23 protein-coding genes are annotated in these 23,157 nt (G+C 70.3%); 10 read left to right on the plus strand and 13 right to left on the minus strand.

The window, feature by feature from the left end:
* The 5 genes from carB to pyrR are packed head-to-tail and all read right to left on the minus strand — an operon-like array spanning position 1 to position 7,186.
* Complete coding sequence (gene carB / locus OHA25_RS46180) at positions 1–3,288, minus strand: carbamoyl-phosphate synthase large subunit (protein ID WP_327583200.1); 3,288 nt, start codon at positions 3,286–3,288, stop codon at positions 1–3.
* Positions 3,275–4,381: a glutamine-hydrolyzing carbamoyl-phosphate synthase small subunit gene (carA, locus tag OHA25_RS46185; protein WP_327583201.1), complete on the minus strand. Its 1,107-nt coding sequence runs from the start codon at positions 4,379–4,381 to the stop codon at positions 3,275–3,277. Before carA ends, carB begins: the two co-directional genes overlap by 14 nt.
* Positions 4,378–5,730, minus strand: a complete 1,353-nt coding sequence (locus tag OHA25_RS46190) for a dihydroorotase (protein WP_327583202.1) — start codon at positions 5,728–5,730, stop codon at positions 4,378–4,380. Before OHA25_RS46190 ends, carA begins: the two co-directional genes overlap by 4 nt.
* Positions 5,727–6,644: an aspartate carbamoyltransferase catalytic subunit gene (locus OHA25_RS46195; RefSeq protein WP_327583203.1), complete on the minus strand. Its 918-nt coding sequence runs from the start codon at positions 6,642–6,644 to the stop codon at positions 5,727–5,729. The genes OHA25_RS46190 and OHA25_RS46195 overlap by 4 nt, the downstream gene beginning before the upstream one ends.
* Positions 6,641–7,186: a bifunctional pyr operon transcriptional regulator/uracil phosphoribosyltransferase PyrR gene (pyrR, locus tag OHA25_RS46200; RefSeq protein WP_305920063.1), complete on the minus strand. Its 546-nt coding sequence runs from the start codon at positions 7,184–7,186 to the stop codon at positions 6,641–6,643. Before pyrR ends, OHA25_RS46195 begins: the two co-directional genes overlap by 4 nt.
* A gap of 172 nt (positions 7,187–7,358) precedes the next feature.
* Between pyrR and OHA25_RS46205 the strand changes: the two genes are divergently transcribed.
* From OHA25_RS46205 to bldD, 5 genes are all read left to right on the plus strand, one after another.
* Positions 7,359–8,603, plus strand: coding sequence for an arginine deiminase (locus OHA25_RS46205; protein WP_327583204.1), 1,245 nt, complete (start codon positions 7,359–7,361; stop codon positions 8,601–8,603).
* Between the two features lie 2 nt (positions 8,604–8,605).
* Positions 8,606–9,541: a carbamate kinase gene (gene arcC / locus OHA25_RS46210; RefSeq protein WP_327583205.1), complete on the plus strand. Its 936-nt coding sequence runs from the start codon at positions 8,606–8,608 to the stop codon at positions 9,539–9,541.
* A gap of 11 nt (positions 9,542–9,552) precedes the next feature.
* A complete protein-coding gene (locus OHA25_RS46215; protein ID WP_327583206.1) occupies positions 9,553–10,977 on the plus strand; it encodes an amino acid permease in 1,425 nt (474 codons plus the stop codon).
* Positions 10,974–11,840, plus strand: coding sequence for a universal stress protein (locus tag OHA25_RS46220; protein ID WP_327583207.1), 867 nt, complete (start codon positions 10,974–10,976; stop codon positions 11,838–11,840). Before OHA25_RS46215 ends, OHA25_RS46220 begins: the two co-directional genes overlap by 4 nt.
* A 300-nt stretch (positions 11,841–12,140) precedes the next feature.
* Positions 12,141–12,635: a transcriptional regulator BldD gene (gene bldD / locus OHA25_RS46225; protein ID WP_055503136.1), complete on the plus strand. Its 495-nt coding sequence runs from the start codon at positions 12,141–12,143 to the stop codon at positions 12,633–12,635.
* 180 nt (positions 12,636–12,815) lie between these two features.
* Here bldD and OHA25_RS46230 read toward each other — a convergent pair whose 3' ends face one another.
* The 3 genes from OHA25_RS46230 to OHA25_RS46240 all read right to left on the minus strand — a co-directional run bounded on the left by OHA25_RS46230 (position 12,816) and on the right by OHA25_RS46240 (position 15,089).
* Positions 12,816–13,262, minus strand: a complete 447-nt coding sequence (locus OHA25_RS46230) for an SAV_6107 family HEPN domain-containing protein (RefSeq protein WP_305919974.1) — start codon at positions 13,260–13,262, stop codon at positions 12,816–12,818.
* A gap of 438 nt (positions 13,263–13,700) precedes the next feature.
* On the minus strand, positions 13,701–13,892 hold the full coding sequence (locus OHA25_RS46235) for a ferredoxin (protein ID WP_305919973.1): 192 nt from the start codon (positions 13,890–13,892) through the stop codon (positions 13,701–13,703).
* 6 nt (positions 13,893–13,898) lie between these two features.
* Complete coding sequence (locus OHA25_RS46240; protein ID WP_327583208.1) at positions 13,899–15,089, minus strand: cytochrome P450; 1,191 nt, start codon at positions 15,087–15,089, stop codon at positions 13,899–13,901.
* Positions 15,090–15,186: 97 nt separating this feature from the next.
* Between OHA25_RS46240 and OHA25_RS46245 the strand changes: the two genes are divergently transcribed.
* Positions 15,187–15,840, plus strand: coding sequence for a TetR/AcrR family transcriptional regulator (locus OHA25_RS46245; RefSeq protein ID WP_327583209.1), 654 nt, complete (start codon positions 15,187–15,189; stop codon positions 15,838–15,840).
* Positions 15,841–16,151: 311 nt separating this feature from the next.
* Here OHA25_RS46245 and OHA25_RS46250 read toward each other — a convergent pair whose 3' ends face one another.
* Positions 16,152–17,084 (minus strand): NmrA family NAD(P)-binding protein, encoded by a 933-nt coding sequence (locus OHA25_RS46250; protein WP_327583210.1) that lies wholly within the window; start codon positions 17,082–17,084, stop codon positions 16,152–16,154.
* A 71-nt stretch (positions 17,085–17,155) separates the two neighbouring features.
* Between OHA25_RS46250 and OHA25_RS46255 the strand changes: the two genes are divergently transcribed.
* A complete protein-coding gene (locus tag OHA25_RS46255) occupies positions 17,156–17,557 on the plus strand; it encodes a winged helix-turn-helix transcriptional regulator (RefSeq protein WP_327583211.1) in 402 nt (133 codons plus the stop codon).
* A 15-nt stretch (positions 17,558–17,572) separates the two neighbouring features.
* Here OHA25_RS46255 and OHA25_RS46260 read toward each other — a convergent pair whose 3' ends face one another.
* The gene (locus OHA25_RS46260; protein WP_327583212.1) at positions 17,573–18,415 is read right to left on the minus strand and encodes a L,D-transpeptidase family protein; all 843 of its coding nucleotides are present in this window, start codon (positions 18,413–18,415) and stop codon (positions 17,573–17,575) included.
* Between the two features lie 98 nt (positions 18,416–18,513).
* Between OHA25_RS46260 and OHA25_RS46265 the strand changes: the two genes are divergently transcribed.
* Both OHA25_RS46265 and OHA25_RS46270 read left to right on the plus strand, forming a co-directional pair.
* The gene (locus OHA25_RS46265; protein WP_327583213.1) at positions 18,514–18,990 is read left to right on the plus strand and encodes a YbaK/EbsC family protein; all 477 of its coding nucleotides are present in this window, start codon (positions 18,514–18,516) and stop codon (positions 18,988–18,990) included.
* A gap of 10 nt (positions 18,991–19,000) precedes the next feature.
* Positions 19,001–19,573 (plus strand): GNAT family N-acetyltransferase, encoded by a 573-nt coding sequence (locus OHA25_RS46270; RefSeq protein WP_327583214.1) that lies wholly within the window; start codon positions 19,001–19,003, stop codon positions 19,571–19,573.
* A gap of 336 nt (positions 19,574–19,909) precedes the next feature.
* On the opposite strand, the gene metF is transcribed toward OHA25_RS46270, so the two are convergent.
* On the minus strand, positions 19,910–20,776 hold the full coding sequence (gene metF, locus OHA25_RS46275; protein WP_327583215.1) for a methylenetetrahydrofolate reductase [NAD(P)H]: 867 nt from the start codon (positions 20,774–20,776) through the stop codon (positions 19,910–19,912).
* A 152-nt stretch (positions 20,777–20,928) separates the two neighbouring features.
* On the opposite strand from metF, the gene OHA25_RS46280 reads away from it, so the two are divergent.
* Entirely contained in the window at positions 20,929–21,996 is a 1,068-nt protein-coding gene (locus tag OHA25_RS46280; RefSeq protein ID WP_327583216.1) for a polyprenyl synthetase family protein, read from the plus strand.
* Positions 21,997–22,141: 145 nt separating this feature from the next.
* Here the strand turns inward: OHA25_RS46280 and thiE are convergent, their stop codons facing one another.
* On the minus strand, positions 22,142–22,789 hold the full coding sequence (gene thiE / locus OHA25_RS46285) for a thiamine phosphate synthase (protein WP_327583217.1): 648 nt from the start codon (positions 22,787–22,789) through the stop codon (positions 22,142–22,144).
* The gene (locus OHA25_RS46290) at positions 22,767–23,141 is read right to left on the minus strand and encodes an Rv2175c family DNA-binding protein (protein WP_305919962.1); all 375 of its coding nucleotides are present in this window, start codon (positions 23,139–23,141) and stop codon (positions 22,767–22,769) included. The genes thiE and OHA25_RS46290 overlap by 23 nt, the downstream gene beginning before the upstream one ends.
* Positions 23,142–23,157: the final 16 nt, after the last annotated feature.

Below are 23,157 nucleotides of genomic sequence, written 5' to 3' on the forward strand. Positions count from 1 at the left end.
TCAGCCCCGCAGCGCCTGCGCGTGCTCCTGGAGAGACCGTACGCCGACGTCGCCGCGCACGATGGCCTGGATGCCCGCCGCCGCCGCGGCGAGTCCCGCCACCGTGGTGATGCACGGAACGCCGCGCAGCACGGCCGCGGTGCGGATGTCGTAGCCGTCGAGGCGCGGCCCCGACTGCCCCGGGCTGCCGAAGGGCGTGTTGATGATCAGGTCGACCTCGCCGTCGAGGATGGCTTGCACGCTCGTACGCTCACCTCCGGGCCCGGGCCCCTCGCTCTGCTTTCGCACGATCTTGGCATGGACGCCGTTGCGGCGCAGCACCTCGGCCGTGCCCTCGGTGGCGAGGATCTCGAAGCCCAGATCCGCGAGCGCCTTCACCGGGAAGATCATCGCACGCTTGTCGCGGTTGGCCACGGATACGAACGCGCGTCCCTTCGTGGGAAGTTCGCCGTAGGCTCCGGCCTGCGACTTGGCGTAGGCGATCCCGAAGAACTCGTCGATGCCCATGACCTCGCCCGTGGAGCGCATCTCCGGCCCCAGGACGATGTCCACGCCGTGGAAGCGGTTGAACGGCAGCACCGCCTCCTTGACCGCGATGGACGCGTCCATGGGCAGTGTGCCGCCGTCGCCGGTGGCCGGCAGCATGCCCTCCTCGCGCAGCTCGGCGATCGTGGTGCCGAGCATCACCCGGGCCGCCGCCTTGGCCAGCGGGACCGCCGTGGCCTTGGACACGAACGGCACGGTGCGGGATGCCCGCGGGTTGGCCTCCAAGACGTAGAGGACGCCGGCGGACATGGCGTACTGGACGTTGAGCAGCCCGCGTACGCCCACCCCGCGGGCGATGGCCTCGGTGGCGGCGCGGATGCGCTTGATGTCATGGCTGCCGAGCGTGATGGGCGGCAGCGCGCACGCCGAGTCGCCGGAGTGGATCCCGGCCTCCTCGATGTGCTCCATGACGCCGCCCAGGTAGAGCTCCTGGCCGTCGTAGAGGGCGTCGACGTCGATCTCGATGGCCTCGTCGAGGAACTTGTCGACCAGCACCGGGTGGCCGCCCTCCTGGGCCGCCATGTAGGTGGTGAGCGTCTCGTCGTCGTACACGATGGCCATGCCGGCCCCGCCCAGCACGTAGGACGGGCGCACGAGCACCGGATAGCCGATCTCGTCGGCGATCTCCTGCGCCTCGGCCACGGTCAGCGCGGTGCCGTGCTTGGGCGCGGGCAGGCCCGCCTCGGCCAGCACCCGCCCGAACGCGCCGCGTTCCTCGGCCAGGTGGATGGACTCCGGCGAGGTGCCCACCACGGGCACGCCGGCGTCCTTGAGCGCCTGCGCCAGGCCCAGCGGCGTCTGGCCGCCGAGCTGCACGATCACGCCCGCGATCGGGCCGGTCTGCTGCTCGGCGTGCACCACCTCCAGGACGTCCTCCAGGGTGAGCGGCTCGAAGTAGAGCCGGTCGGAGGTGTCGTAGTCGGTGGAGACGGTCTCGGGGTTGCAGTTGACCATGACGGTCTCGAACCCGGCCCTGGCCAGCTCGAACGAGGCGTGCACGCACGCGTAGTCGAACTCGATGCCCTGCCCGATGCGGTTGGGCCCGGAGCCGAGGATGATGACCTTCTGCCGCTCCCCGTAGGGGACCTCGCTCTCCTCGTCGTAGGTCGAGTAGAGGTAGGGGGTCTTGGCGGCGAACTCGGCGGCGCAGGTGTCCACGGTGTTGTAGACCGGCCGCAGGCCCAGCGCGTGCCGCAGGTCGCGCACCCGCGCCTCGTCGATGCCGCGGATCTCACCGATCTGCGCGTCGCTGAAGCCGTGGTGCTTGGCCCGCTGGAGCACCTCGGCGGTGAGCTCGGCCGCCTCCGCGACCTCTCGCGCCTCCTCGTCGATCAGGAAGAGCTGGTCGATGAACCACGGGTCGACGTTCGTCGCCGCGAACAGCTCCTCGGGCGTGGCGCCCGCGCGGATGGCCTGCTGCATCGTGCGCAGCCGCCCGTCGTGCGGGGTGCGGCACGCCTCCAGCAGCTCGTCCTTGGCGCCGGGGTCGCCCGCCCAGGTGAAGGACGAGTCCTTCTTCTCCAGCGACCGCAGCGCCTTCTGCAGCGCCTCGGGGAAGGACCGGCCGATGGCCATGGCCTCGCCGACCGACTTCATGTGCGTGGTGAGCGTCTGGTCGGCCCCGCGGAACTTCTCGAACGCGAAGCGCGGCACCTTGACCACGATGTAGTCGAGCGTCGGCTCGAAGGAGGCCGGGGTCTCCTTGGTGATGTCGTTGGGGATCTCGTCGAGCGTGTAGCCGATGGCCAGCTTGGCCGCGATCTTCGCGATCGGGAAGCCGGTGGCCTTGGAGGCCAGCGCCGAAGACCGGGACACGCGCGGGTTCATCTCGATGACGATCATGCGGCCGGTGCTCGGCTCCACCGCGAACTGGATGTTGCAGCCGCCGGTGTCCACGCCGACCTCGCGGATCACCGCGATGGCGACGTCGCGCATGTTCTGGTATTCGCGGTCGGTCAGGGTCAGCGCGGGCGCGACGGTGACGCTGTCGCCGGTGTGCACGCCCATCGGGTCGATGTTCTCGATGGAGCACACGATGACCACGTTGTCGTGCTTGTCGCGCATGACCTCGAGCTCGTACTCCTTCCACCCGAGGATCGACTCCTCCAGGAGGACCTCGGTGGTCGGCGAGGCGTCGAGCCCGGACCCGGCGATGCGCCGCAGGTCCGTCTCGTCGTAGGCGAATCCCGAGCCGGCGCCGCCCATCGTGAACGACGGCCGGACGACCAGCGGATAGCCCAGCTCGCCCGCGGCGGCCAGGACCTCGTCCATCGAGTGGCAGATCAGCGACCTGGCCGACTCGGCGTTGAGCCCGTGCTCGCGGGCGACCTTGGCGACGATCTCCTTGAACCGCTCGCGGTTCTCGCCCGCCTGGATCGCGTCGAAGTCGGCGCCGATCAGCTCGACCTCGTACTTCTCCAGCACCCCGGACTCGTACAGCGCGACCGCCGTGTTGAGCGCGGTCTGGCCGCCCAGCGTCGGCAGCAGCGCGTCGGGCCGCTCCTTGGCGATGATCTTCTCGACGAACTCGGGGGTGATCGGCTCGACGTAGGTGGCGTCGGCGAACTCGGGGTCCGTCATGATCGTCGCCGGGTTGCTGTTGACCAGGATGACGCGGAAGCCCTCGTCCCGCAGCACCCGGCACGCCTGTGTGCCCGAGTAGTCGAACTCGCACGCCTGGCCGATCACGATCGGCCCCGACCCGATCACCAGGACCGACCTGATGTCCTCACGCTTGGGCACGGCTCATGACCTCACAGAACTCATCGAAAAGGTAGGCGGCGTCGTGTGGGCCTGCCGCGGCCTCCGGGTGGTATTGGACGCTGAAGGCACGCCCGTCGAGCAGGCGCAGCCCCTCCACGCAGCGGTCGTTGAGGTTGACGTGGCTGACCTCGGCCGGCCCGTACGGGGTGTCGAACGGCCCGTCGAGCGGGGCGTCCACCGCGAACCCGTGGTTGTGCGCCGAGATCTCCACCTTCCCGGTCCGCACGTCCTGCACCGGCTGGTTGACGCCGCGGTGCCCGTAGCGCAGCTTGTAGGTCGACAGTCCCAAGGCCCTGCCGAAGATCTGGTTGCCGAAGCAGATCCCGAAGAACGGCACCCTGGCCTCCAGCACCTTCCGCAGGGCGGAGACGTCCACGGTGGCCGGGTCGCCCGGCCCGTTGGACAGGAACACCCCATCGGGCTCGACCGCCATGATCTGCTCGAAGGTGGCGTCCGCCGGCAGCACGTGCACCTCGCAGCCGCGCTCGGCCATCCGGTGCGGCGTCATGCCCTTGATGCCGAGGTCCACGGCGGCGACGGTGAACTTCTTCTCCCCGATCGCCGGGACGACGTACGGCTCGGTGGTGGACACCTCGGGGGCCAGCGCGGCTCCCTCCATGCGGGGCGACTGCCGCACCCGCTCGACGAGCTCCTCGACCGGCTCGCTGGGCGCCGTGAAGATGCCGGCGCGCATGGCGCCGCGCTCGCGCAGGTGGCGGGTGAGCGCGCGGGTGCCGGAGATGGCGATGCCGACGACGCCCTGCTCCTTGAGGTAGTCGTCCAGCGAGCGGTTGGCCCGCCAGTTGGAGACGATCCTGGACGGCTCGCGCACGACGTAACCGGCCACCCAGACCTGCCGGGACTCGGGGTCCTCGTCGTTGACGCCCGTGTTGCCGATGTGCGGCGCCGTCATGGCGACGATCTGCCGGTGGTAGGAGGGGTCGGTGAGGGTCTCCTGATAGCCGGTCATGCCGGTGTTGAAGACCATCTCGCCGAACGTCTCGCCGTCGGCGCCGTATGGAGATCCGTGGAAGACGCGGCCGTCTTCCAGGACGAGCACCGCTGTGTTCAAACCAGCTTCCCTTCGAGTACGGTCGGCCTGCCGCGCAGGAACGTGGCCACCACCCGACCGGGCAACGTCATCCCCTCGTACGGGGTGTTCCTGCTCTTCGACGCGAAGGCGGACGGGTCCACCTCGGTGCGCACGGACGGGTCGTAGAGCGTGATGTTGGCCGGGGCCCCGGCCTCCAGCGGCTGCCCCTGCCCGGCCAGGCGGCCGATGCGCGCGGGTGTGACGGACATGCGCTGCGCGAGGCCCGCCCAGTCCAGCAGCCCGGTCTCGACCATGGCCTCCTGCACCACGCTCAGCGCGGTCTCCAGGCCTACCATGCCCATGGCCGCGGCCGACCACTCGGTCTCCTTGTCCTCGACCGGGTGGGGCGCGTGGTCGGTGGCGACGATGTCGATCGTGCCGTCGGCCAGCGCCGCCCGCAGCGCCTCGACGTCGGCGCGGGTGCGCAGCGGCGGGTTGACCTTGTAGATCGGGTTGTACGCGCCCACCGGCGACTCCTCGACGAGGTCGTCGGTGAGCAGCAGGTGGTGCGGGGTGACCTCGGCCGTGACGTTCCAGCCCTTGGACTTGGCCCAGCGGATGATCTCGACCGAGCCGGCGGTGGACAGGTGGCAGACGTGCAGCCGGGAGCCGACGTGGGCGGCCAGCAGGCAGTCGCGGGCGATGATCGCCTCCTCGGCGACCGCGGGCCAGCCGGTCAGGCCGAGCCTGCCGGAGACGTCGCCCTCGTTCATCTGGGCGCCCTCGGTCAGCCGGGGCTCCTGGGCGTGCTGGGCGACGACTCCGTCGAACGCCTTGACGTACTCCAGGGCGCGGCGCATCAGCACCGCGTCGTCCACGCACTTGCCGTCGTCGGAGAAGACCCGCACGCGAGCGGCCGAGTCGGCCATCGCGCCCAGCTCGGCCAGGTTCCTGCCCTGCAGGCCGACGGTGACGGCGCCGACCGGATGCACGTCGCAGTGCCCGAACTCGCGCCCGAGCCGCCACACCTGCTCCACGACGCCGGCGGTGTCGGCGACGGGCGAGGTGTTGGCCATGGCGTGCACGGCGGTGTAGCCGCCGCGGGCCGCCGACTGCGTGCCGGTCTGCACGGTCTCGGCGTCCTCCCGCCCCGGCTCGCGCAGGTGCGTGTGCAGGTCGACCAGCCCGGGCAGCGCGATGGCACCCCGGCCGTCGACCACGAGATCGTCTCCGGCACCATCCACGGCGCCCCCGCCACCGTCCCTAGGACGGTCACCACTGACCGCGTCCGCCTGGGGGCCGGCGGGAATGATCGCGGCGATCACCCCATGAGCGACCCGGATGTCAACGAGCTCCCCGCCCAGAATCCGGACATTCTTGATGATCATGCGCTCTCTCCCCCGAGCAGCAGGTACAGGACGGCCATGCGGATGGTCACGCCGTTGGCGACCTGCTCCACGATCGTCGAGCGAGCCGAGTCGGCCACCTCGGCGGCGATCTCCATCCCCCGGTTCATCGGCCCGGGGTGCATGACGATCGCCTCGTCCGGCATCTTGGCGAACCGCTCCCGGTCCAGCCCGTAGCGCCGCGAGTATTCACGCTCAGAAGGGAAGTACGCGGCGTTCATCCGCTCCTTCTGCACCCGCAGCATCATCACCGCGTCCGACTTGGGCAGCACCGCGTCGAGGTCGTAGGACACCTCGCACGGCCAGCTCCCCACGGAGACGGGCAGCAGCGTCGGCGGGGCCACCAGCGTGACCTCGGCGCCGAGCGTGTTGAGCAGCAGCACGTTGGAGCGCGCGACCCGGCTGTGCAGGACGTCGCCGACGATCGTCACCTTGCGCCCTTCGAGCGCGCCCAGGCGGCGGCGCATCGAGAAGGCGTCGAGCAGCGCCTGCGTGGGGTGCTCGTGGGTGCCGTCGCCGGCGTTGACGACGCTGCCGCGCACCCAGGTGGCCAGGCGGTGTGGCGCGCCGGAGGCGCTGTGGCGGATGACGACCGCGTCGGCGCCCATGGCCTCGAGGGTGAGCGCGGTGTCCTTGAGCGACTCGCCCTTGGACACGCTCGACCCCTTGGCCGAGAAGTTGATCACATCGGCGGACAGCCTCTTGGCCGCCGCCTCGAACGAGATGCGCGTCCGCGTGGAGTCCTCGAAGAACAGGTTGACCACGGTGCGGCCGCGCAGCGTCGGCAGCTTCTTGATGGACCGTTCCGTCACCCTCGCCAGCTCCTCGGCGGTGTCGAGGATGAGCAGCGCGTCGTCCTTGGTGAGGTCGCCCGCGGAGATCAGATGCCGTTTCACCTGGCGTCCCCCTTCATGAGCAGCACGGCGTCGCGCCCGTCGATCTCCTGCAGGTAGACCTTGACCTTCTCGCTCTTGGCCGTGGGGAGGTTTTTACCGACGTAGTCGGCGCGGATGGGCAGCTCCCGATGGCCGCGGTCGACCAGGGTGGCGAGCTGGACGGCGGTGGGGCGGCCGAGGTCGTTGAGCGCGTCGAGCGCGGCCCGCACGGTGCGGCCGGAGTAGAGGACGTCGTCGACGAGGACGACGACCTTGTCGTCGATGCCGTCCGGCGGCAGCTCGGTGCGGCCGAGCGGCCGGGCCGGCTTGAGCCGCAGGTCGTCGCGGTACATCGTGATGTCGATCGAGCCGACGGGGATCTTGACGCCTTCGAACTGCTCGATGCGGTCGCCGAGCCGGCGGGCCAGCGTGGCGCCGCGGGTCGGGATGCCGAGGAGGACGACGTCGCCTGCGCCCTTGGTGCGCTCGAGGATCTCGTGCGCGATGCGGGTCAGCGCCCGGTGGACGTCCGGGGCTTCCAGGACGGCCCTGGAATCGGACATGGGGGTGGACACGGCGAAGCTCACCACCTTTCCCGCCTCACGGGACGGGTCTTAAAAGGGTGTTGGTCGGGACACACAGTACCAGGGGCTACCAGCCACAATGCGAGAGCCCTCCCGTGGCGCCCTGCGGTCGCACGGGTAGATGAGGCCTTCCGGAGGGGATACCGCAAGGATGACATTCCACGTCGATTCGGAGGTCGGGCGGCTGCGGCAGGTCCTCCTCCACAAGCCCGATCTGGCGCTCAAGCGGCTGACGCCGGCGAACAAGGACGCGTTCCTGTTCGACGACGTGCTGTGGGTGCAGCGCGCCATGGAGGAGCACGAGGAGTTCCAGCAGGTGCTGCGTGCGCGGGGCATCACGGTCCACTTGCTGGACGTCCTGCTGCGGGAGACGGTCGACATTCCCGAGGCCCGCAAGCACATCCTCGACGCGGTCGTCGACGAGCGATGGCTGGGCCCGGTGGGGATCGACGACGTCCGCAACACGCTCGACGCCATGGACGCGGCGACGCTGCAGCTCTACCTGACCGGCGGCATCACCAAGAGGGAGCTGGCCGAGCGGGGCTGCGACCCCCAGTCTGTGACATTCCACACCATGGGGGACGACGACTTCATCCTGCCGCCGCTGCCCAACCACCTGTTCACCCGCGACACCTCCTGCTGGGTGTACGACGGCGTGTCGATCAATGCGATGCGGAAGAAGGCCCGCATGCGGGAGACGGTCAACATGGAGGCCGTCTACATGTATCACCCGACGTTCGCCGCTGGGTTCAACCGGCCGGAGCACGGCGGCTTCCACTGCTGGATGCCCGGGCACGCGGTCGCGCCGGCGACCATGGAGGGCGGCGACGTGCTCGTCATCGGGCGCGGCGCGGTGCTGATCGGGATCAGCGAGCGCACCCAGCCGCAGGCGGTCGAGATGTTCGCGCAGCGGCTGTTCAGCGCCGGCTCGGCCCGCAAGATCGTCGCGCTGGACATGCCAAAGGCGCGGGCGTTCATGCATCTCGACACGGTGATGACGATGCTCGACGTGGGCGTGTTCACCAAGTACGCCGGCCTGGGCATGCTGCCGGCGTACACCATCGAGCCCGGCGGCACCCACAAGGAGCTCAAGTTCACCGATCATCCGCCGCGGGACATGCACAAAGCCATCGCCCACGCCCTGGACATGGCCGACATCACGGTGCTCACCGCGACGCAGGACGTGCGGGCCGCGGCGCGGGAGCAGTGGGACGACGGCTGCAACGGGCTGGCGCTGGAGCCCGGCGTGGTCGTCGCCTACGAGCGCAACACCACCACGAACAACTACCTGCGCGACAACGGCATCGAGGTCATCACGATCAGGGGCAGCGAGCTCGGCCGGGGGCGGGGCGGCCCGCGCTGCATGAGCTGCCCGCTCGAGCGGGACGGGATCTGACGATGCGGGTCATCGTCGCGCTGGGCGGCAACGCGGTGCTCAAGCGCGGCCAGCAGCCGGACGCCGACGTGCAGATCGCCAACGTGCGCACGGCCGTCAAGACGCTCGCCCGGCTGGCGGGCGAGCACGAGCTGGTCATCACCCACGGCAACGGCCCTCAGGTGGGCCTGCTGGCGCTGCAGAGCGCCGCCGACCCGAATCTGACCAGGCCCTACCCGTTCGACACGCTCGGCGCGCAGACGCAGGGCATGATCGGCTACTGGATGCAGCAGGCGCTGCAGAACGCGCTGCCGGGCCGGCAGGTCCTCGCCGTGGTCACGCAGACGCTGGTGACGGCCGTGGACCCGGCCTTCGAGGACCCGGCCAAGTTCGTCGGCCCCGTCTACGACCGGGAGGAGGCGGAGAAGCTGGCCGCCGAGCGCGGCTGGACGGTCAAGCAGGACGGCCCGCACTGGCGGCGGGTGGTGCCCTCCCCCGCGCCGCGCCGGATCGTCGAGACCCGGCTGATCCACAAGCTCATCCGCGAGGGCGTGATCGTGATCTGCGCGGGCGGCGGCGGCATCCCCGTCGTCCGGGACGAGCGCGGCCGGCTGAGCGGCGTCGAGGCGGTCGTGGACAAGGATCTGACCGCATCGGTGCTGGCCGAGGCGCTGGAGTGCGACGCGTTCCTCAGCCTGACCGACGTGCCGCGGGTGCTGCGGGGCTTCGGCACGCCACACCAGAGGGAGATCGCCCACACCACGCCGCACGAGCTGCGGGCACTGGAGTTCCCGGCCGGGTCGATGGGGCCGAAGGTGGAGGCGGCGTGCCGGTTCGTGGAGACGACCGGCGACATGGCCGCCATCGGGCGGCTGGACGAGGCCGAGCGCATACTCGGCGGCTCAGCGGGAACGATCGTCACACCTAACGGCAGGTGGCCGCTGACGAGCACGTTGTAGGGGGGTGCCGGGTGACACTGGCCCAGCGGCTCCTGCGCACCAAACCCACCGAGCGCCTCGTGGCCGAGGGCGGCCACGGCGAGGGCGGCGAGCTGCGGCGCACGATGTCGCTGTGGCAGCTCACGCTGTTCAGCGTCGGCGCCACGCTCGGCACCGGGATCTTCGTGATCCTGGGGCAGGCGGTGCCGAAGGCGGGGCCCGCGGTGGTGCTGTCGTTCGTGCTGGCGGCGATCACGGCGCTGTTCTCCGCCCTGTCGTACGCCGAGCTGGCCGGGACGATCCCGGTGTCCGGCTCGTCCTACTCCTACGCGTACGCGACGCTGGGCGAGCTGGTGGCGTGGATCTGCGGCTGGTGCCTCATGCTGGAGTACGCCGTGTCGGTGGCGGCCGTGTCCGTGGGCTGGGGCGAATACCTCAACTCGTTCCTGCGGTCGCTGTTCGGCTTCACGCTGCCGGCGGCGATCACGCGCTCCCCCGGCCAGGACGGCGGCGTGGTCAACGTCACGGCGATCCTCATCGTGCTGCTGGCCACCTGGCTGCTGCTGTACGGCGCCTCCGAGAGCGCCACGGCCAACGCGATCTTCGTGTTGATCAAGGTCGTGGTGCTGCTGTTCTTCTGCATGGTGGCGTTCACGGCCTTCCGCGCGGGCAACTTCGCGCCGTTCGCGCCCATGGGGGTGGCCGGGATCACGGCGGCGGCCTCGCAGGTGTTCTTCTCCTACATCGGCTTCGACGCGGCCTCCACGGCCGGCGAGGAGGCGAAGAACCCCAGGCGGGACCTCCCCCTGGCGATCATCTTCTCGCTGGCCATCGTGACCACCATCTACGTGCTCGTCGCCGTGGCCGCGCTCGGCGCCATGCCGTGGACGGACTTCGACCCGGCGACCACCGAGGCGAGCCTGTCCTACATCGCGGACCTGGCCACCGGCGCCACCTGGCCGGGCCTGATCGTCTCGTTCGGCGCGGTCATCGCCATCGCCAGTGTCGTGCTCACCGTCATCTTCGGGCAGACGCGCATCCTGTTCGCCATGTCCCGTGACGGGCTCATCCCGCGCGTGTTCCAGCGGGTCAACCCGCGCCACCAGGTCCCGGTGGCCAACACGCTCATCGTCGCGGCGTTCATCACGGTGCTGGCCGGGCTGGTGCCCCTGGGGCAACTGGCCGAGGCGACGAGCATCGGCACCTTGTTCGCCTTCGCCATCGTGAACATCGGCGTGCTCGTCCTGCGATACCGCCGCCCCGAGCTGCCCCGCGGCTTCCGCGTCCCGTTCTTCCCTGTCACGCCAGTGCTGGGCGCGATCTTCTGCGTGCTCGTGATGGCGGGGCTGGCGGGGGTCACGTGGCTGGCGTTCGGCTTGTGGATGCTCGGGGGCCTGATCTGCTACTTCCTGTACGGCTATGGCCACTCGCGACTGGGTGCCGAGGTGCCCGGATGAAGCTCGACAACGTGCTGGCCGGCTACACCCCCGGGCTGCGGGGCAAGGACGGGCTCACGCTTGCCATGCTGCTCACGGGGCAGGCCCACGCGCACCTCACGGTGGCGATCATTCAGCCGCCCGCCCGGGCCACGCCAGGACCCGCCCGCGCCGAGCAGAGCGCCTGGCGCGCCTACCTCAAGGAGCAGGCCGAGGCGACGCTCACGCAGGCTCGGGAGCTGGCGGGCCCGGAAGCCGACTACTGGATCCACACCCACCCGGGCAGCGGGCGCGGACTGGTGGAGCTGGCGCGCAAGCGCGAGGCCGACGTCGTGGTGATCGGCTCCGCCGCCGGCCGCGGCCGCGGCCGCATCTCCGTCGGCAGCACCGCCGACCAGCTCCTGCACTCCTCCTCCGTCCCCGTCCTGCTCGCCCCGCGCGGTTACGGCGACCAGCCGCCCGCCGCCGTCGACCGCATCACCGTCGCCTACCGGCGCAGCCCCGGCTGCGACGCGGCGCTCAGGGACGCCGCCGTCGTCGCCGTGCGGCTCGGCGTCCCGCTGCGGCTGGTCACGCTGGTCGTGAGGAAGACCAGGCGCGCCAGGATCGAAGAAGAGATGCTCGCCGGCCTGCGCGAGCAGGCCACAGCGGACCTGGGCGCGGCGGCACAGGGCCAGCCGGAGCAGCTGAGCGTGGAGGCCGAGCTGCTCGAGGGTCGCAACGTCACTCAGGCGCTCGGCGCGACCTCGTGGCTCCCCGGCGAGATGATCATATGCGCTTCCAGCGACACCGGGCCACTCAGGCGGGTGTTCCTCGGGGACACCTCGCTCAAGATCGTACGGGCCTCGACCTGCCCTGTCATGATGCTCCCCCGTCGGCCCTGACTCGGCGCTCCCGCTCGGCAAACTATGACGAAGTAGTGTTACCACCGGGACATGAGGGGCTTATGTGGCGTTCTCTACCGGACCGGATTCGGCATCTTTTTTCCAATCAGCTTGACCTTAGGCGTCCACCCCTTTACCGTCACTGTGCGTAACCACACTTCGCGGCGATCCGGGGTAAACCCCGAGCCATGGCTACCGATGGTGCCGAGCCTCGCACCATACCCCCGGTGGCCGGGGCATACGCCGCGAGGGAGCACAATCTACTGAGAGCAACACATACGAGAGCCGGGGGGCCACACGATGCCGTCTGAGTACGCAAAGTCGCTGGGTGCACGACTGCGCGCCATCCGCACCCAGCAGGGCCTGTCCCTGCATGGAGTCGAGGAGAAGTCGCGCGGCAGGTGGAAAGCCGTGGTCGTGGGCTCCTATGAGCGTGGCGACCGAGCGGTCACGGTGCAGAAGCTTGCCGAGCTTGCCGACTTCTACGGGGTGCCCGTATCCGAGCTGCTACCGGGCGGCGCCGCCCCGAGCCCGCTCGGGCCGACCCCCAAGCTTGTGATCGACCTGGAGCGGCTCGCGGCGCTGCCGAAGGAGAAGGCCGGGGCCTTGGCCAGGTATGCCGCCACGATCCAGAGCCAGCGTGGCGACTACAACGGCAAGGTCCTGTCGATCCGCCAGGAGGACCTGCGCTCCCTGGCCGTGATCTATGACAAGTCGCCCAGCGAGCTGACCGAGGAGCTCATCAGCTGGGGCGTCCTGGACGCCGAGGCCCGCCGGGCCGTCGAGTCGTTCTGAGGCCGCCGCCTGACCAGGCCGGCTTTCGGCCTCGGGTCACCGCCTGACCCGAGGCCGGTCGGTCAGCACGAAGGAGCTCGCCACGCGCCGGCGGGCTCCTTCGTCATGTCCGGCACGCCGACGGGCTCAACCCGTGCCGGTTGGCCATGCCTCGTCGCCGAAGTCAGGCGGGTCGGTCAGTCAACCGGCGAGGGGGACGTCGATCGGGAGTTGTGGCTGGACGGGGACGCCGAGCAGGTCTTCGACCGTGGAGACGAAGGTGTCCGCCTCGGCCATGATCTCCTCGGCGTCGGCCGCACTGATCCTGCTGACCATGCCCGCCTCCGCGGCCGCACGTTTGGCGGCGCTCACCGAGAAGTAGGCGGCCCACTCGGACAGGTGCGGCTCGGCCTCGGGCAAAAGCTCCCATGCGCTGCGCAGCCTGCGCCTGCGGCCTTCCATGGGACGGGGGCGGGCGGCCAGGATCGCCGCCGCCGCTCGTAGGGCCGCCAGGTGGGCGGCCACATATCGGGATGCCGGGGTGCGAGCGCTGGTCGCCTCCGCCAGGCAGGAACGTGCGTCGGTCAGGTGTGCCCGAACCGCAGGCGACAGCCGGGGCCCGGGTGTGTCTCTAGGCCTTGGTGCCATCTTGCGCGCCTCCTTTGGAGTCGTGGGCGGCGGCCGGCGTCCCCGCCGGTGGAGCCAACACTGGCAGACGCCACCGACATTTCCGCCAGGCTGGCCGGACGAGGAGCTTCCCCTCTCCCCGTCCGGCCAGGACACGCCCGCTCGTCTCCGCCGACGACGAGGACGTGCCCTTCGCCCGTGGAGCCTGGCCGCGGGGCTCACTTGGGGAAGCGAACGGCCCGCGACCAGGTCCGGGTGACGCTGAGCCGCGAGCCTCACCGTCACTAGGTCGAACATAATTTCGATCACCTTCGGTGTCAACTATCCCACGAACATAGGTTCGATGAGCATGAGGGGAACCATCGACACGCCGTCCGAGCGCGAGCACGCCGTCGCCGCAGGGTCGGGTTGCGGCGACGGCGAGCGGTTCAGGGGGTCTTCAGGGTGCGGGCGCCCGGGTCAGGAGGCGGAGATGGCACCCGACGGGCACAAGGTGACGGCACGCCGGACGGCGTCCTCAAGCTCCGGCGGCACCGGACTCCGCAACACCACCACCGTGCCGTCGTCCTCACTCTGGTCGAACACGTCCGGCACCGTCAGCGCACACATGCCCGCGCCGATGCACACCGTCGTATCTGCCTTGACTTCCATGGTGACCTACCAAGTGACAGGGAGGCGGTGCACTCCATAGATGCTCATATGTGAACGCATCGGCACCTCCTCAGGTGTTACGGCCAAGCGTAGGCCAGGAAAGCGCCGCAGCAGCGCAGGGTAGGCGATGCGCATCTCGGCGCGGGCGAGCTGCTGGCCCAGGCACTGGTGAATGCCGTGGCCGAAGGTCATGTGCCCGCCGGCGGGCCGGGTGACGTCGAGCGTCTCGCCTCCGGGGAAGCGGGACGGGTCGCGGTTGGCGGCGGGCAGGCTGACGGCGACCATCTCGCCCGCCTTGATGAGATTGCCCTCGATCTCCAGGTCCTCGAGCGCGAGCCGGAACGGGCCGAGGTGGATGATCGTGAGGTAGCGCAGCAGCTCTTCGACGCCGTTGTCCACCACCGCCGGATCGTCGCGCATGGCGGCCAGCTGGCCGGGGTTGGTGAGCAGCGCGTACGTCCCGAGCCCCAGCATGTTGGCGGTCGTCTCGTGCCCCGCCACCAGCAGCAGGAAGGCGACCCCGGTGAGCTCCTCGTCGTTGAGGTCCCCGCCCTCGATGAGCCCGCTGAGCAGGTCGTCGCCGGGCTCCTTGCGCTTGCGCTGGATCAGCCCGTGCAGGTAGCCCATCGTGCTGGCGAGCGCCGCGAGCGCGTCCTCGGCCTTGGTCTCAAGGTTGACCAGCACTTTGGCGTCCTCATGGAAGCGCGCGCGGTCCTCGTACGGAACTCCGAGCAGCTCGCAGATCACCAGCGACGGGATCGGCAGCGCGAACGCCTGCACCAGGTCCACGGGCCCGCCGGCGGCCTCCATGTCGTCCAGGCAGGCGTTGGTGATCTCCTCGATCCTGGGTTCGAGCATCTTCATCCTGCGCACCGTGAACTGCCCGGTGAGCAGCTTGCGATAGCGGGTGTGCTCGGGCGGGTCGGTACGCAGGAACATGCCGGGCGGCAGCCGGAATCCGCCCTTCTGGGCGAGCTCCGCCCTGGCCGGGATCGCAGGATGCATCTTCTCGGGCCGGTTGGAGAAGCGCGGGTCCGCCAGCACCGCACGGGCTGCCGCGTAGCCGGTGACCAGCCAGCCGAGGTGGCCGTCGGCGTATCTGAGGCGGTGCATCGGCGCTTGCCGGCTCAGCTCGGCGATCTCGTCGGGCGGGTCCAGCGGACGCTGGCGGTCGATGGGAAGGGTCAGATCGGACATGCCGTGGCTCCTTTCCGGTTTCGTCCCTCAAGAAAACCTCAATCAGTGCAAATTTTCAATGGATGAAGAAGATAACGTCATGCAGTAAAGTTCGCCCATGGCAGGACTGCGGGAGCGCAAGAAACAGCGCACGCGCCGGGCGCTGATCGATGCGGCGCTCCGGCTGTTCGAGGAGAAGGGCTATGCCGAGACCACGCTCGCGGAGATCGCCACGGAGGCCGAGGTGTCGACGCGGACGTTCTTCAGCTACTTCTCCGGCAAAGAGGATCTGATCTTCCACGACAGCGCTGAGCGGCTCGAGCTGATGCTGGCGCTGGTGGCGAGCAGGAGGCCGGAGGAGGCGCCCACCTCGTTGTTGCTCCGGCTCATCGACCAGAGCCTCGTCTGGGCGGCCCAGAGCGGGGAGCTCACGTTCGAGGAGGCGGAGCTGCGCACGCGGCTGGTCATGACGGAGCCGGCGTTGCAGGCCCGGGGGCTGCTGCTGTTGTTCGACAGCCAGCTCAAGCTGGCTGAGGCGCTGCGCGACGCCTTCCGAGGCGAGCTGGACCTCGTCGAGGCGGCGGCTGCGGTGGGCGCGCTGATCGGCGCGGTGAAGCTGGCCGTGATGGCGAACCTGGGCAACGACCGTTCGATCGACCAGATCATGCGGACCGCCCGCCGCGCGGCCGAGCTCGCGCTGGACGGGCTGCGCGCCCTGGACGAGAGGGCGGCTTCCCGCGTGCGCGCCGATCGGCACGGGATGGCAAGCTGAAGCCCCGGAGCGGAGAGGAGCGCGCATGACGCGAACCGGGCTCGTCCTGCTGGCGCTGGGTCCGGTCCTGGCGGCGGCGTACGCGGCCGTCAATCATGCTGCCATCCGCACGGCGGCGAAGGCCCAGGTCGACGGGCCGGGGTGGGAGGGCGGCCGGGTCGGCGCCGATGGGCTGACGTCGCTCGGCGTGTACGCCTGGCGGGTGGTCGGGTGGACCGCCCTGCTGGTGGGCGTGGTCGCGGTCGCCGGTCTCTACGACGCGGCCGATTTCGCGGCGGGCGTGCCGTCCTGGCAGCCCGCCACGGCGTTCCTCATCGCGGCTGCCGGGGTGGCGCAGACGGCCGGGCTGGTGCTGGCGGCCCGGGAGGGCAGGCGCGCGGCCGGAGCGACGACTTCACCGTCGCCGCGATCACGTCCAGCGCCGGCCGAGGCTCCAGAAACGCAGGCAGGTCGCTGCGCCGAGCCTCCAGCAGGCCGGCGTTGATGTTGGAGAACATCGAGATCGTGTGCCCCGCCTGATACGCCTCCAGCCCGGTCAGCAGCGGCCGCACCTCGCCCAGGGGCACGGTCCGATACTCGACGGGCCTGCCGAGCGCCTCACTCAGCACCTCGGCCAGATCGTGCCCGCCGACCGCGCTCACCCCCTCCAGCTCGTACGTCCTGCCCGCGTGCCGCCCCGGCGCGCCCGCCGCCAGGTCGGCCCAGGTCTCGGCGGCCACGCGCACGGCAACGGCGGCCAGGTCCTCGCGCGCCACGACCGGCAGTCCACCGTCGCCGAACGGCGCCGCGAACACCCCGGTCTCCGCCGCGGACACCGCGCCGCTCAGCGCCATCCCGGCTGCCAGCTCGGCGTACAGGCCGTCCCGCAGGACGGTCACGTCGAACGGGGCCTCGGCCAGCCGTGCCTCCGTCCACCGGTGCGCGAGCGCGATGGTGAGCAGATCACCGGATCCGGCCAGGCTGGTGTAGATCACGTGCTTGACGCCCGCGGCGGCGGCCGCCCGCACCACAGCGCCGTGGCGGGCCAGGACGACGTCGTCCTCGGCGTAGCCAGCGGACACGAACACCAGCACGTCCACGCCGGCCAGCGCGGCCTCCAGCGTCTGCGGCCGGTCGAAGTCGGCGTGCCGCACCCCGGCGCCGTCGCCCGAGCTGCTCGCCCCGGCCACCTCAAGCCCGCCGGCCCGCAGTCCGCCGAGAATCGAACCGCCCAAAGCCCCGGACACGCCCGTTACGAGAATCATCGAACCCCCTAGTGTGTATTTCCGGCACCAGCATGGGCGGGCTCGGGTGCCCGCCGTAAGGAGGCACTCTCATGTCAGTCGCGCACACGGACGTAACCCTCCAGGTCAGCGGGCCGTGCGGGGACGACGATTGCGGCATCCGCGACGTGCTCGACCGGATCGGCGACAAGTGGACGGTGCTGGTGATGGTGGAGCTGGCCAAGGGGGTGAGGCGGTTTAGGGAGCTGCACCGGGCGATTCCCGGCATCTCCCAGCGGATGCTGACGTTGACGACGCGGCGGTTGTGCCGGGACGGGCTGGTCGAGCGCACGGCGTACCCGACGATCCCGCCGCAGGTCGAATACCGGCTGACGCCGATGGGCCGGAGCCTGGCCGAGGCGGTCGAGCGGCTGGCCGACTGGTCCAGGGATCACAAGGACGCCATCACCGAGGCCCGCGGCCGCTGGGACACCGCCCACCCCGACGACATGTGAAGCCAGCGGGTTATGTCACGGGCGCTTGAATGAGCCCCGCACGTGGACGGGCACGCCCTTGCCGAGCATCCCTGGCACCACCTCGGCCACGTTCATCGGCATGCGCACGCACCCGTGCGAGGCCGGGGAGAGCGGCACCGACAGCGCGCCGTGGAAGGCGATCCCGCCGTTGAAGAAGATCGGGTTGTAGAGCTGGCCCAGGTACGACCTGTGCCAGCCGCTCTTGCGCCACGTCGTCCTGTAGTTGCCGGTCGGGGTCGTCGCGGAGCCGCAGAAACGTTGCTTCCTGCCCTGCCACGTGGCGCTCTCGCAGTACGGGACACCGCTGCCCGACGAGATGTGAGTGATCAGCTTGGCCTCGCCGCCGATGTACAGGACCATGATCTGCTTGGTGAGGTTGACCTCGGCGCGGGTCGGCTCGCCGTTCTTCACCAGCACCTTGGGTGCCTTCGGGGTCTCCAGCGCCTCCCACGTCCGCTTGGCGATCGTGCTGGTCGGCTTGATGCCGTTGACCTTCTGGAACGCCCACACGGCCGCCAGCGTCGTGCCGCCGTACCGGCCGTCGGCCTTGCCCGGCCGGTAGCCCAGCTCGATCAGGCGGTTCTGCACCCAGGTGACGTCTTTGCCCTTGGCGCCCAGCTTGAGCGTCTTGCGCGGCGCGGTGACCGCGGAGGTGGCCGGGGCGGCGGCGGGGACGGACTGAGCGCCGGCCGTGACGGGGACCGCAGGCGTGACGGCGGACGACGCGAGCGGGCGCGACGCGACCGTCTGGGGCGTCGTCTGCGTCCCGCAACCCGAGAGTACGACGGCTCCAGCCGTCAGCAACGCAGCCATCCCGGGCAGCCGTCGAGCCCCCACGCGTACCACCTCTCGCGTCATTCAAGAAGAGATCAATGGACCCTACACCAATCACCACGAACAGGTAATCAAGCCCTCATTCTGTTTAGAGTGTCTCCATGCCTGAGAAGTTGCCGGCGAATGCCGAGGTCGTGCAGTCCGCCTTGCGTGAGCTGGGGGCGGGCGGCGAGATCATCGTCCTGCCCGAGAAGGCGCCCACGGCGGCCACGGCCGCCGCCCAGGTGGGGTGCGAGGTCGGGGCGATCGCCAACAGCCTGATCTTCGACGCCGACGGCGCGCCGCTGCTCGTGCTGACCAGCGGGGCGCACCGCGTGGACGTGGAGCTCATCGCCCGCACGGCGGGCGTCCAGCGCGTACGCCGTGCGACCCCTGAGTTCGTCCGCGCCGCCACCGGCCAGCCCATCGGCGGCGTCGCCCCGGTCGGGCACCCGGCGCCGGTGCGGACCCTGGTGGACAACTGGCTGAGCAAGCACGAGGTGGTGTGGGCGGCCGGGGGGCACCCGCTGACGGTGTTCCCGACCACCTTCGACGAGCTGGTCCGCATCACCGGGGGCACTCCGGTGGACGTCGAGTAGTGTGCGACAGGTGATCGAGTTTCGCGGGGCGGGCCCGGCCGGATTCACCGAGCGGCTGGAGACGGTGATCGGCATTTACACGGCCGCGATGAACCCGCCGCAGGACCAGATCACCGGCCGCAAGACCATCATGCGAAATCATGCGACATATCCCAATTTCCAGTGCTATTTCGCCGAATTGCGTGATTCATCCCCTTCCGGAGATGTGCCCGAAACCCGGATTCTCGGCTTCGCGTACGGCTTCCGCGGCGCACCCGGGCAGTGGTGGCACGACGTGGTGCTCAGAGCGCTCACGGAACAGGCGGGCCGGGAGGTGGCCAACGCCTGGCTGGGGCACGCGTTCGAGCTGGCCGAAATCCATGTCCATCCGGACTACCAGGGCAAAGGCATCGGCCGGGCCATGATCAGGACGCTGTGCGCGGGCCGCCACGAGCGCACGGCCGTCCTGTCCACCCACGACCAGCCCACCGCCGCCCGCCACCTCTACGCCAGCCTCGGCTTCACGGATCTGCTGACGAGATTCGTCTTCCCGGGCGGCTACGAGGAGTACGCGATCGCCGGCCGCCCTCTGCCCCTCTCCTGACGGTGCCCCTGATGAAGCCGTGACTCATGGGTTTACCATCGCATGCCCAAGGGCACGATCCATGACAGAAAGTGACGGGGCATTTACATTTCGTCGACCATCGCCCCACGCCCGTCACCCGCCCGGTTCCCCTGCGGGCGGGTGACGGGCCCACCGTTTTCAAGGCACCCGGCAGCCCGTGCGGGCAACGGACGACTGGTCGAACCCCTTTCAAGGCCCACATCACGCCGTATCGGCGGCCGACCCCGTGCGGGGTCAGACAGCGTCTCCCTGGAGGCCCCCAGCCCTGGGCGGCGGGTGGGTGACGCTGGGCGACCGTAACAAAAAGGGGTTGGATCAAGCGGACAGGGAGATCGGCGCGATGCGCTGGAAGACTTCGCGCGTGGCGCTGGAGCGGTTGAACGTGATGAAGTGAATCCCCGGCGCGCCTTCGTCCAGCAGCCGCTGGCACAGCTCGGCCCCGTGATCGATGCCCAGCCGCCGCACCGCCGCCGGATCGTCCGCGACCTCCTCGAAGCGCGCCGCCACGTCCGGCGGGAACGGCGCCCCCGACAGCTGCTCGGAGCGTGCGATCGTGCTCATCTGCGTCACCGGCATGATGCACGGGATGATCGGCGTGTCGCAGCCCTTGGCCACCACCCGGTCACGCAGCCGCAGGTAGTCCTCCGCCTGGAAGAACATCTGCGTGATCGCGTAGTCGGCCCCGGCGCGGCACTTGCGCACGAAGTATTCGGTGTCGGCCTCGATGGACGGCGAACGCGGGTGCTTGTAGGGGAAGGCCGCCACGCCGACGCAGAAATCGCCCGCCTGCCTGATCAGCCGCACCAGCTCCTCGGCGTAGAGCACGCCCTCCGGGTGCCGCACCCACTCGGCGGTGGGGTCGCCAGGGGGGTCGCCGCGGACCGCCAGGATGTTGCGCACGCCGGCGTCGGCGAAGCGCCCGACCAGGTGGCGCAGCTCGCGGATCGAGTGGTTGACCGCGGTGAAGTGCGCCACGGGCGTGAGCGTGGTGCCGTGGGCGATCCGCTCCACGATGTCGACCGTGCGGTCGCGGGTGGAGCCGCCGGCGCCGTAGGTCACCGACACGAACGTCGGCCGCAGCGACTCCAGCTCCCTGATCGCGCGCCACAGCTGCCGCTCGCCCTCGTCGGTCTTCGGCGGGAAGAACTCGAAGGAGAACGTGCGGCCACCGGAAGCGAGCATGTCGCGGACGGTGGGGACACGATCGGGCCGGATAGAGGGTCGACCAAGCGCCATGGCCCAAGGTTACAGGTAGCCGCCCGGAAGCACCGATCGCCGTGCGCTGAACCTGATCCGGGATCGGCGCGCGTACGCCCGGCCATTAGTCTCAAGGCATGACCACTGACGCCGCGCGCATGCCCATCCTGCGCACGCACGTGGAACGCGCCCTGGGCGAGTTCGTCGAACGGCAGCTGCCCGCTCCCGGCGACCCCGATCTGGAGCCGCTGCGCACGGCCGCCGACGAACTGCTGGCCGGGGGCAAGCGGCTGCGTCCCGCGTTCTGCTACTGGGGCTGGCGCGGCGCGGGCGGCACGGACGTGCCCGAGATCTTCACCGCGGCCGCCTCGCTGGAGTTGCTGCAGGCCAGCGCCCTGGTGCACGACGACGTGATGGACAAGAGCGACCTGCGCAGGGGCATGCCGGCCGCGCATCGCCGGTTCCAGGCGCTGCACGAGAAGGCCGGCTGGCACGGCTCGGCGGAGCAGTTCGGCGAGGGCGCGGCGATCCTGCTGGGCAACCTGCTGCTGATCTGGTCGGGCGAGATGTGGCGCACCAGCGGCCTGCCGCGCGCGTCGCTGGAGGCGGCCCAGCCCGTGCACGACCACATGCGTACCGAGCTGATGTGCGGGCAATATCTGGACCTGCTGGAGCAGGCGCACGGGGAGAACACGTTCGACTCGGCCCTGCGTGTGGCGCTGTTCAAGAGCGGCAAGTATTCGGTGGAGCAGCCGCTCAGGCTCGGCCTGGTGCTCGCCACGCAGAAGCTCGAGCCGTGGATGGACGACCTGTGCACCGGATACGGCACGCGGGTGGGGATCGCGTTCCAGCTGCGCGACGACATCCTGGGGGTGTTCGGCGACCCGGCGCAGACCGGCAAGCCGGCGGGGGACGACTTGCGTGAGGGCAAGCGGACGATGCTCGTGGCCCGCACGCTGGCGGCCGCCTCCCCCGGCGACGCGGCCACGGTCCGGCGCCTGCTCGGGGATCCGGGGCTGGATGCGGGCGGGGTGGCCACGCTGCGGCGGATCATCGAGGACACCGGGGCGTTGCAGGAGTGCGAGGACCTGATCGGCGACTACCTGGGCCAGGCTCTGACCGCGCTCGACCAGGCCCCGGTCACCGCCGAGGCCCGCGCGGCGCTGACCGGGCTCGCCATCGCCGCCACCTCCCGCAAAACCTGACCGTCCGCAACCGCACACCGCTCCGCAACCGCAACCGCACACCGCGGAGCCGCCGACAGCGGCGTTCCTCCACCGTGCTGAGCCGCCGCACGACGGGCCGGTGTGCAGCCGTCAGGCGGCGGACGCCGCCTATAGGCGCTAGCCGTCAGGCGGCGGCTGCCGCCGACAAGCGCTTGGCGAATTCCGCCGCCGCCGCGCCCGGATCGTCCGCGTCGGTGATCGCCCGTACCACCACCACCCGGCGAACCCCGAACGACATGACCTCGTCCAGGTTGGCGAGGTCGATGCCGCCGATCCCGAACCACGGCCGCGCCGTCCCCAGCGACGCCGCGTGCCGCAGCAGCGGCGGCCCCGGAGCCGGGCGGCCGGGCTTGGTCGGCGTCGGCCAGATGGGCCCGCAGCAGAAGTAGTCGACGCCCTCCTCCACCGCCGCGGCGGAAGCCTCGGCGGCGGAGTGGGTGGACCGTCCGATGACGATGTCGTCGCCGAGTATCTCTCGCGCGACCGTCACGGGAAGATCGTCCTGCCCCAGGTGGAGCACGTCGGACCGGGCGGCGTAAGCGATGTCCGCCCGGTCGTTGACGGCCAGAAGTTTGCCGTGCCGGTCGCAGGCGTCGCGGAAGACTTCGAGGAGGGCGAGTTCGTCGCGTGCCTCCAGGCCCTTCTCCCGCAGCTGGATGATGTCCACGCCGCCGGCCAGCACCGAGTCGAGGAACTCCGCGAGGTCGCCGCGGTCGCGGCGGCCGTCGGTGCAGAGATAGAGGCGAGCCTCAGAAAGCGAGGGCTTGGGCACGCCGCTTGACCTCGGTATGACGGCCGGCCTTGATCGCCTCGATGGGCGACCCTGGCAGCGACTCGTCTGGGGTGAAAAGCCAGCGCAGCGACTCGACATCGTCGTAGCCGGCGTCCTGCAACACGGTCAGTGTGCCGGGCAGGCCCTTCATCACGTCCTTGCCGTCGAGGAACACCGCGGGCACCTGTGGCCCGCCGCTCCCTCGGCGCACGCCTAGGAGCTTGTGGTCCTTGAGGAGTTGCTTGGCCCGCCCGATGGGAAGCTCAAGGCGCTGGGCCACTTCAGGGAGTGTCAGCCACTCGTTCACGAGCTGGTCGGTCTCCCGGTCGATCTGTGCAACAGAAAGCGTCACGAAACCACAACTACCA

Origin of the sequence: Nonomuraea sp. NBC_00507 (genome assembly GCF_036013525.1) — a bacterium.
Classification (GTDB): domain Bacteria; phylum Actinomycetota; class Actinomycetes; order Streptosporangiales; family Streptosporangiaceae; genus Nonomuraea.

Coding starts and splice junctions, on each gene's coding strand:
- OHA25_RS46280 (WP_327583216.1), top strand. CDS start 20,929: ATGACCACTGACGCCGCGCGCATGCCCATCCTGCGCACGCACGTGGAA.
- bldD (WP_055503136.1), top strand. CDS start 12,141: ATGCCGTCTGAGTACGCAAAGTCGCTGGGTGCACGACTGCGCGCCATC.
- arcC (WP_327583205.1), top strand. CDS start 8,606: ATGCGGGTCATCGTCGCGCTGGGCGGCAACGCGGTGCTCAAGCGCGGC.
- metF (WP_327583215.1), bottom strand. CDS start 20,776: ATGCTCGCTTCCGGTGGCCGCACGTTCTCCTTCGAGTTCTTCCCGCCG.
- pyrR (WP_305920063.1), bottom strand. CDS start 7,186: ATGTCCGATTCCAGGGCCGTCCTGGAAGCCCCGGACGTCCACCGGGCG.
- OHA25_RS46250 (WP_327583210.1), bottom strand. CDS start 17,084: ATGATTCTCGTAACGGGCGTGTCCGGGGCTTTGGGCGGTTCGATTCTC.
- OHA25_RS46265 (WP_327583213.1), top strand. CDS start 18,514: ATGCCTGAGAAGTTGCCGGCGAATGCCGAGGTCGTGCAGTCCGCCTTG.
- OHA25_RS46190 (WP_327583202.1), bottom strand. CDS start 5,730: ATGATCATCAAGAATGTCCGGATTCTGGGCGGGGAGCTCGTTGACATC.
- OHA25_RS46230 (WP_305919974.1), bottom strand. CDS start 13,262: ATGGCACCAAGGCCTAGAGACACACCCGGGCCCCGGCTGTCGCCTGCG.
- OHA25_RS46255 (WP_327583211.1), top strand. CDS start 17,156: ATGTCAGTCGCGCACACGGACGTAACCCTCCAGGTCAGCGGGCCGTGC.
- OHA25_RS46235 (WP_305919973.1), bottom strand. CDS start 13,892: ATGGAAGTCAAGGCAGATACGACGGTGTGCATCGGCGCGGGCATGTGT.
- OHA25_RS46245 (WP_327583209.1), top strand. CDS start 15,187: ATGGCAGGACTGCGGGAGCGCAAGAAACAGCGCACGCGCCGGGCGCTG.
- OHA25_RS46240 (WP_327583208.1), bottom strand. CDS start 15,089: ATGTCCGATCTGACCCTTCCCATCGACCGCCAGCGTCCGCTGGACCCG.
- OHA25_RS46220 (WP_327583207.1), top strand. CDS start 10,974: ATGAAGCTCGACAACGTGCTGGCCGGCTACACCCCCGGGCTGCGGGGC.
- OHA25_RS46205 (WP_327583204.1), top strand. CDS start 7,359: ATGACATTCCACGTCGATTCGGAGGTCGGGCGGCTGCGGCAGGTCCTC.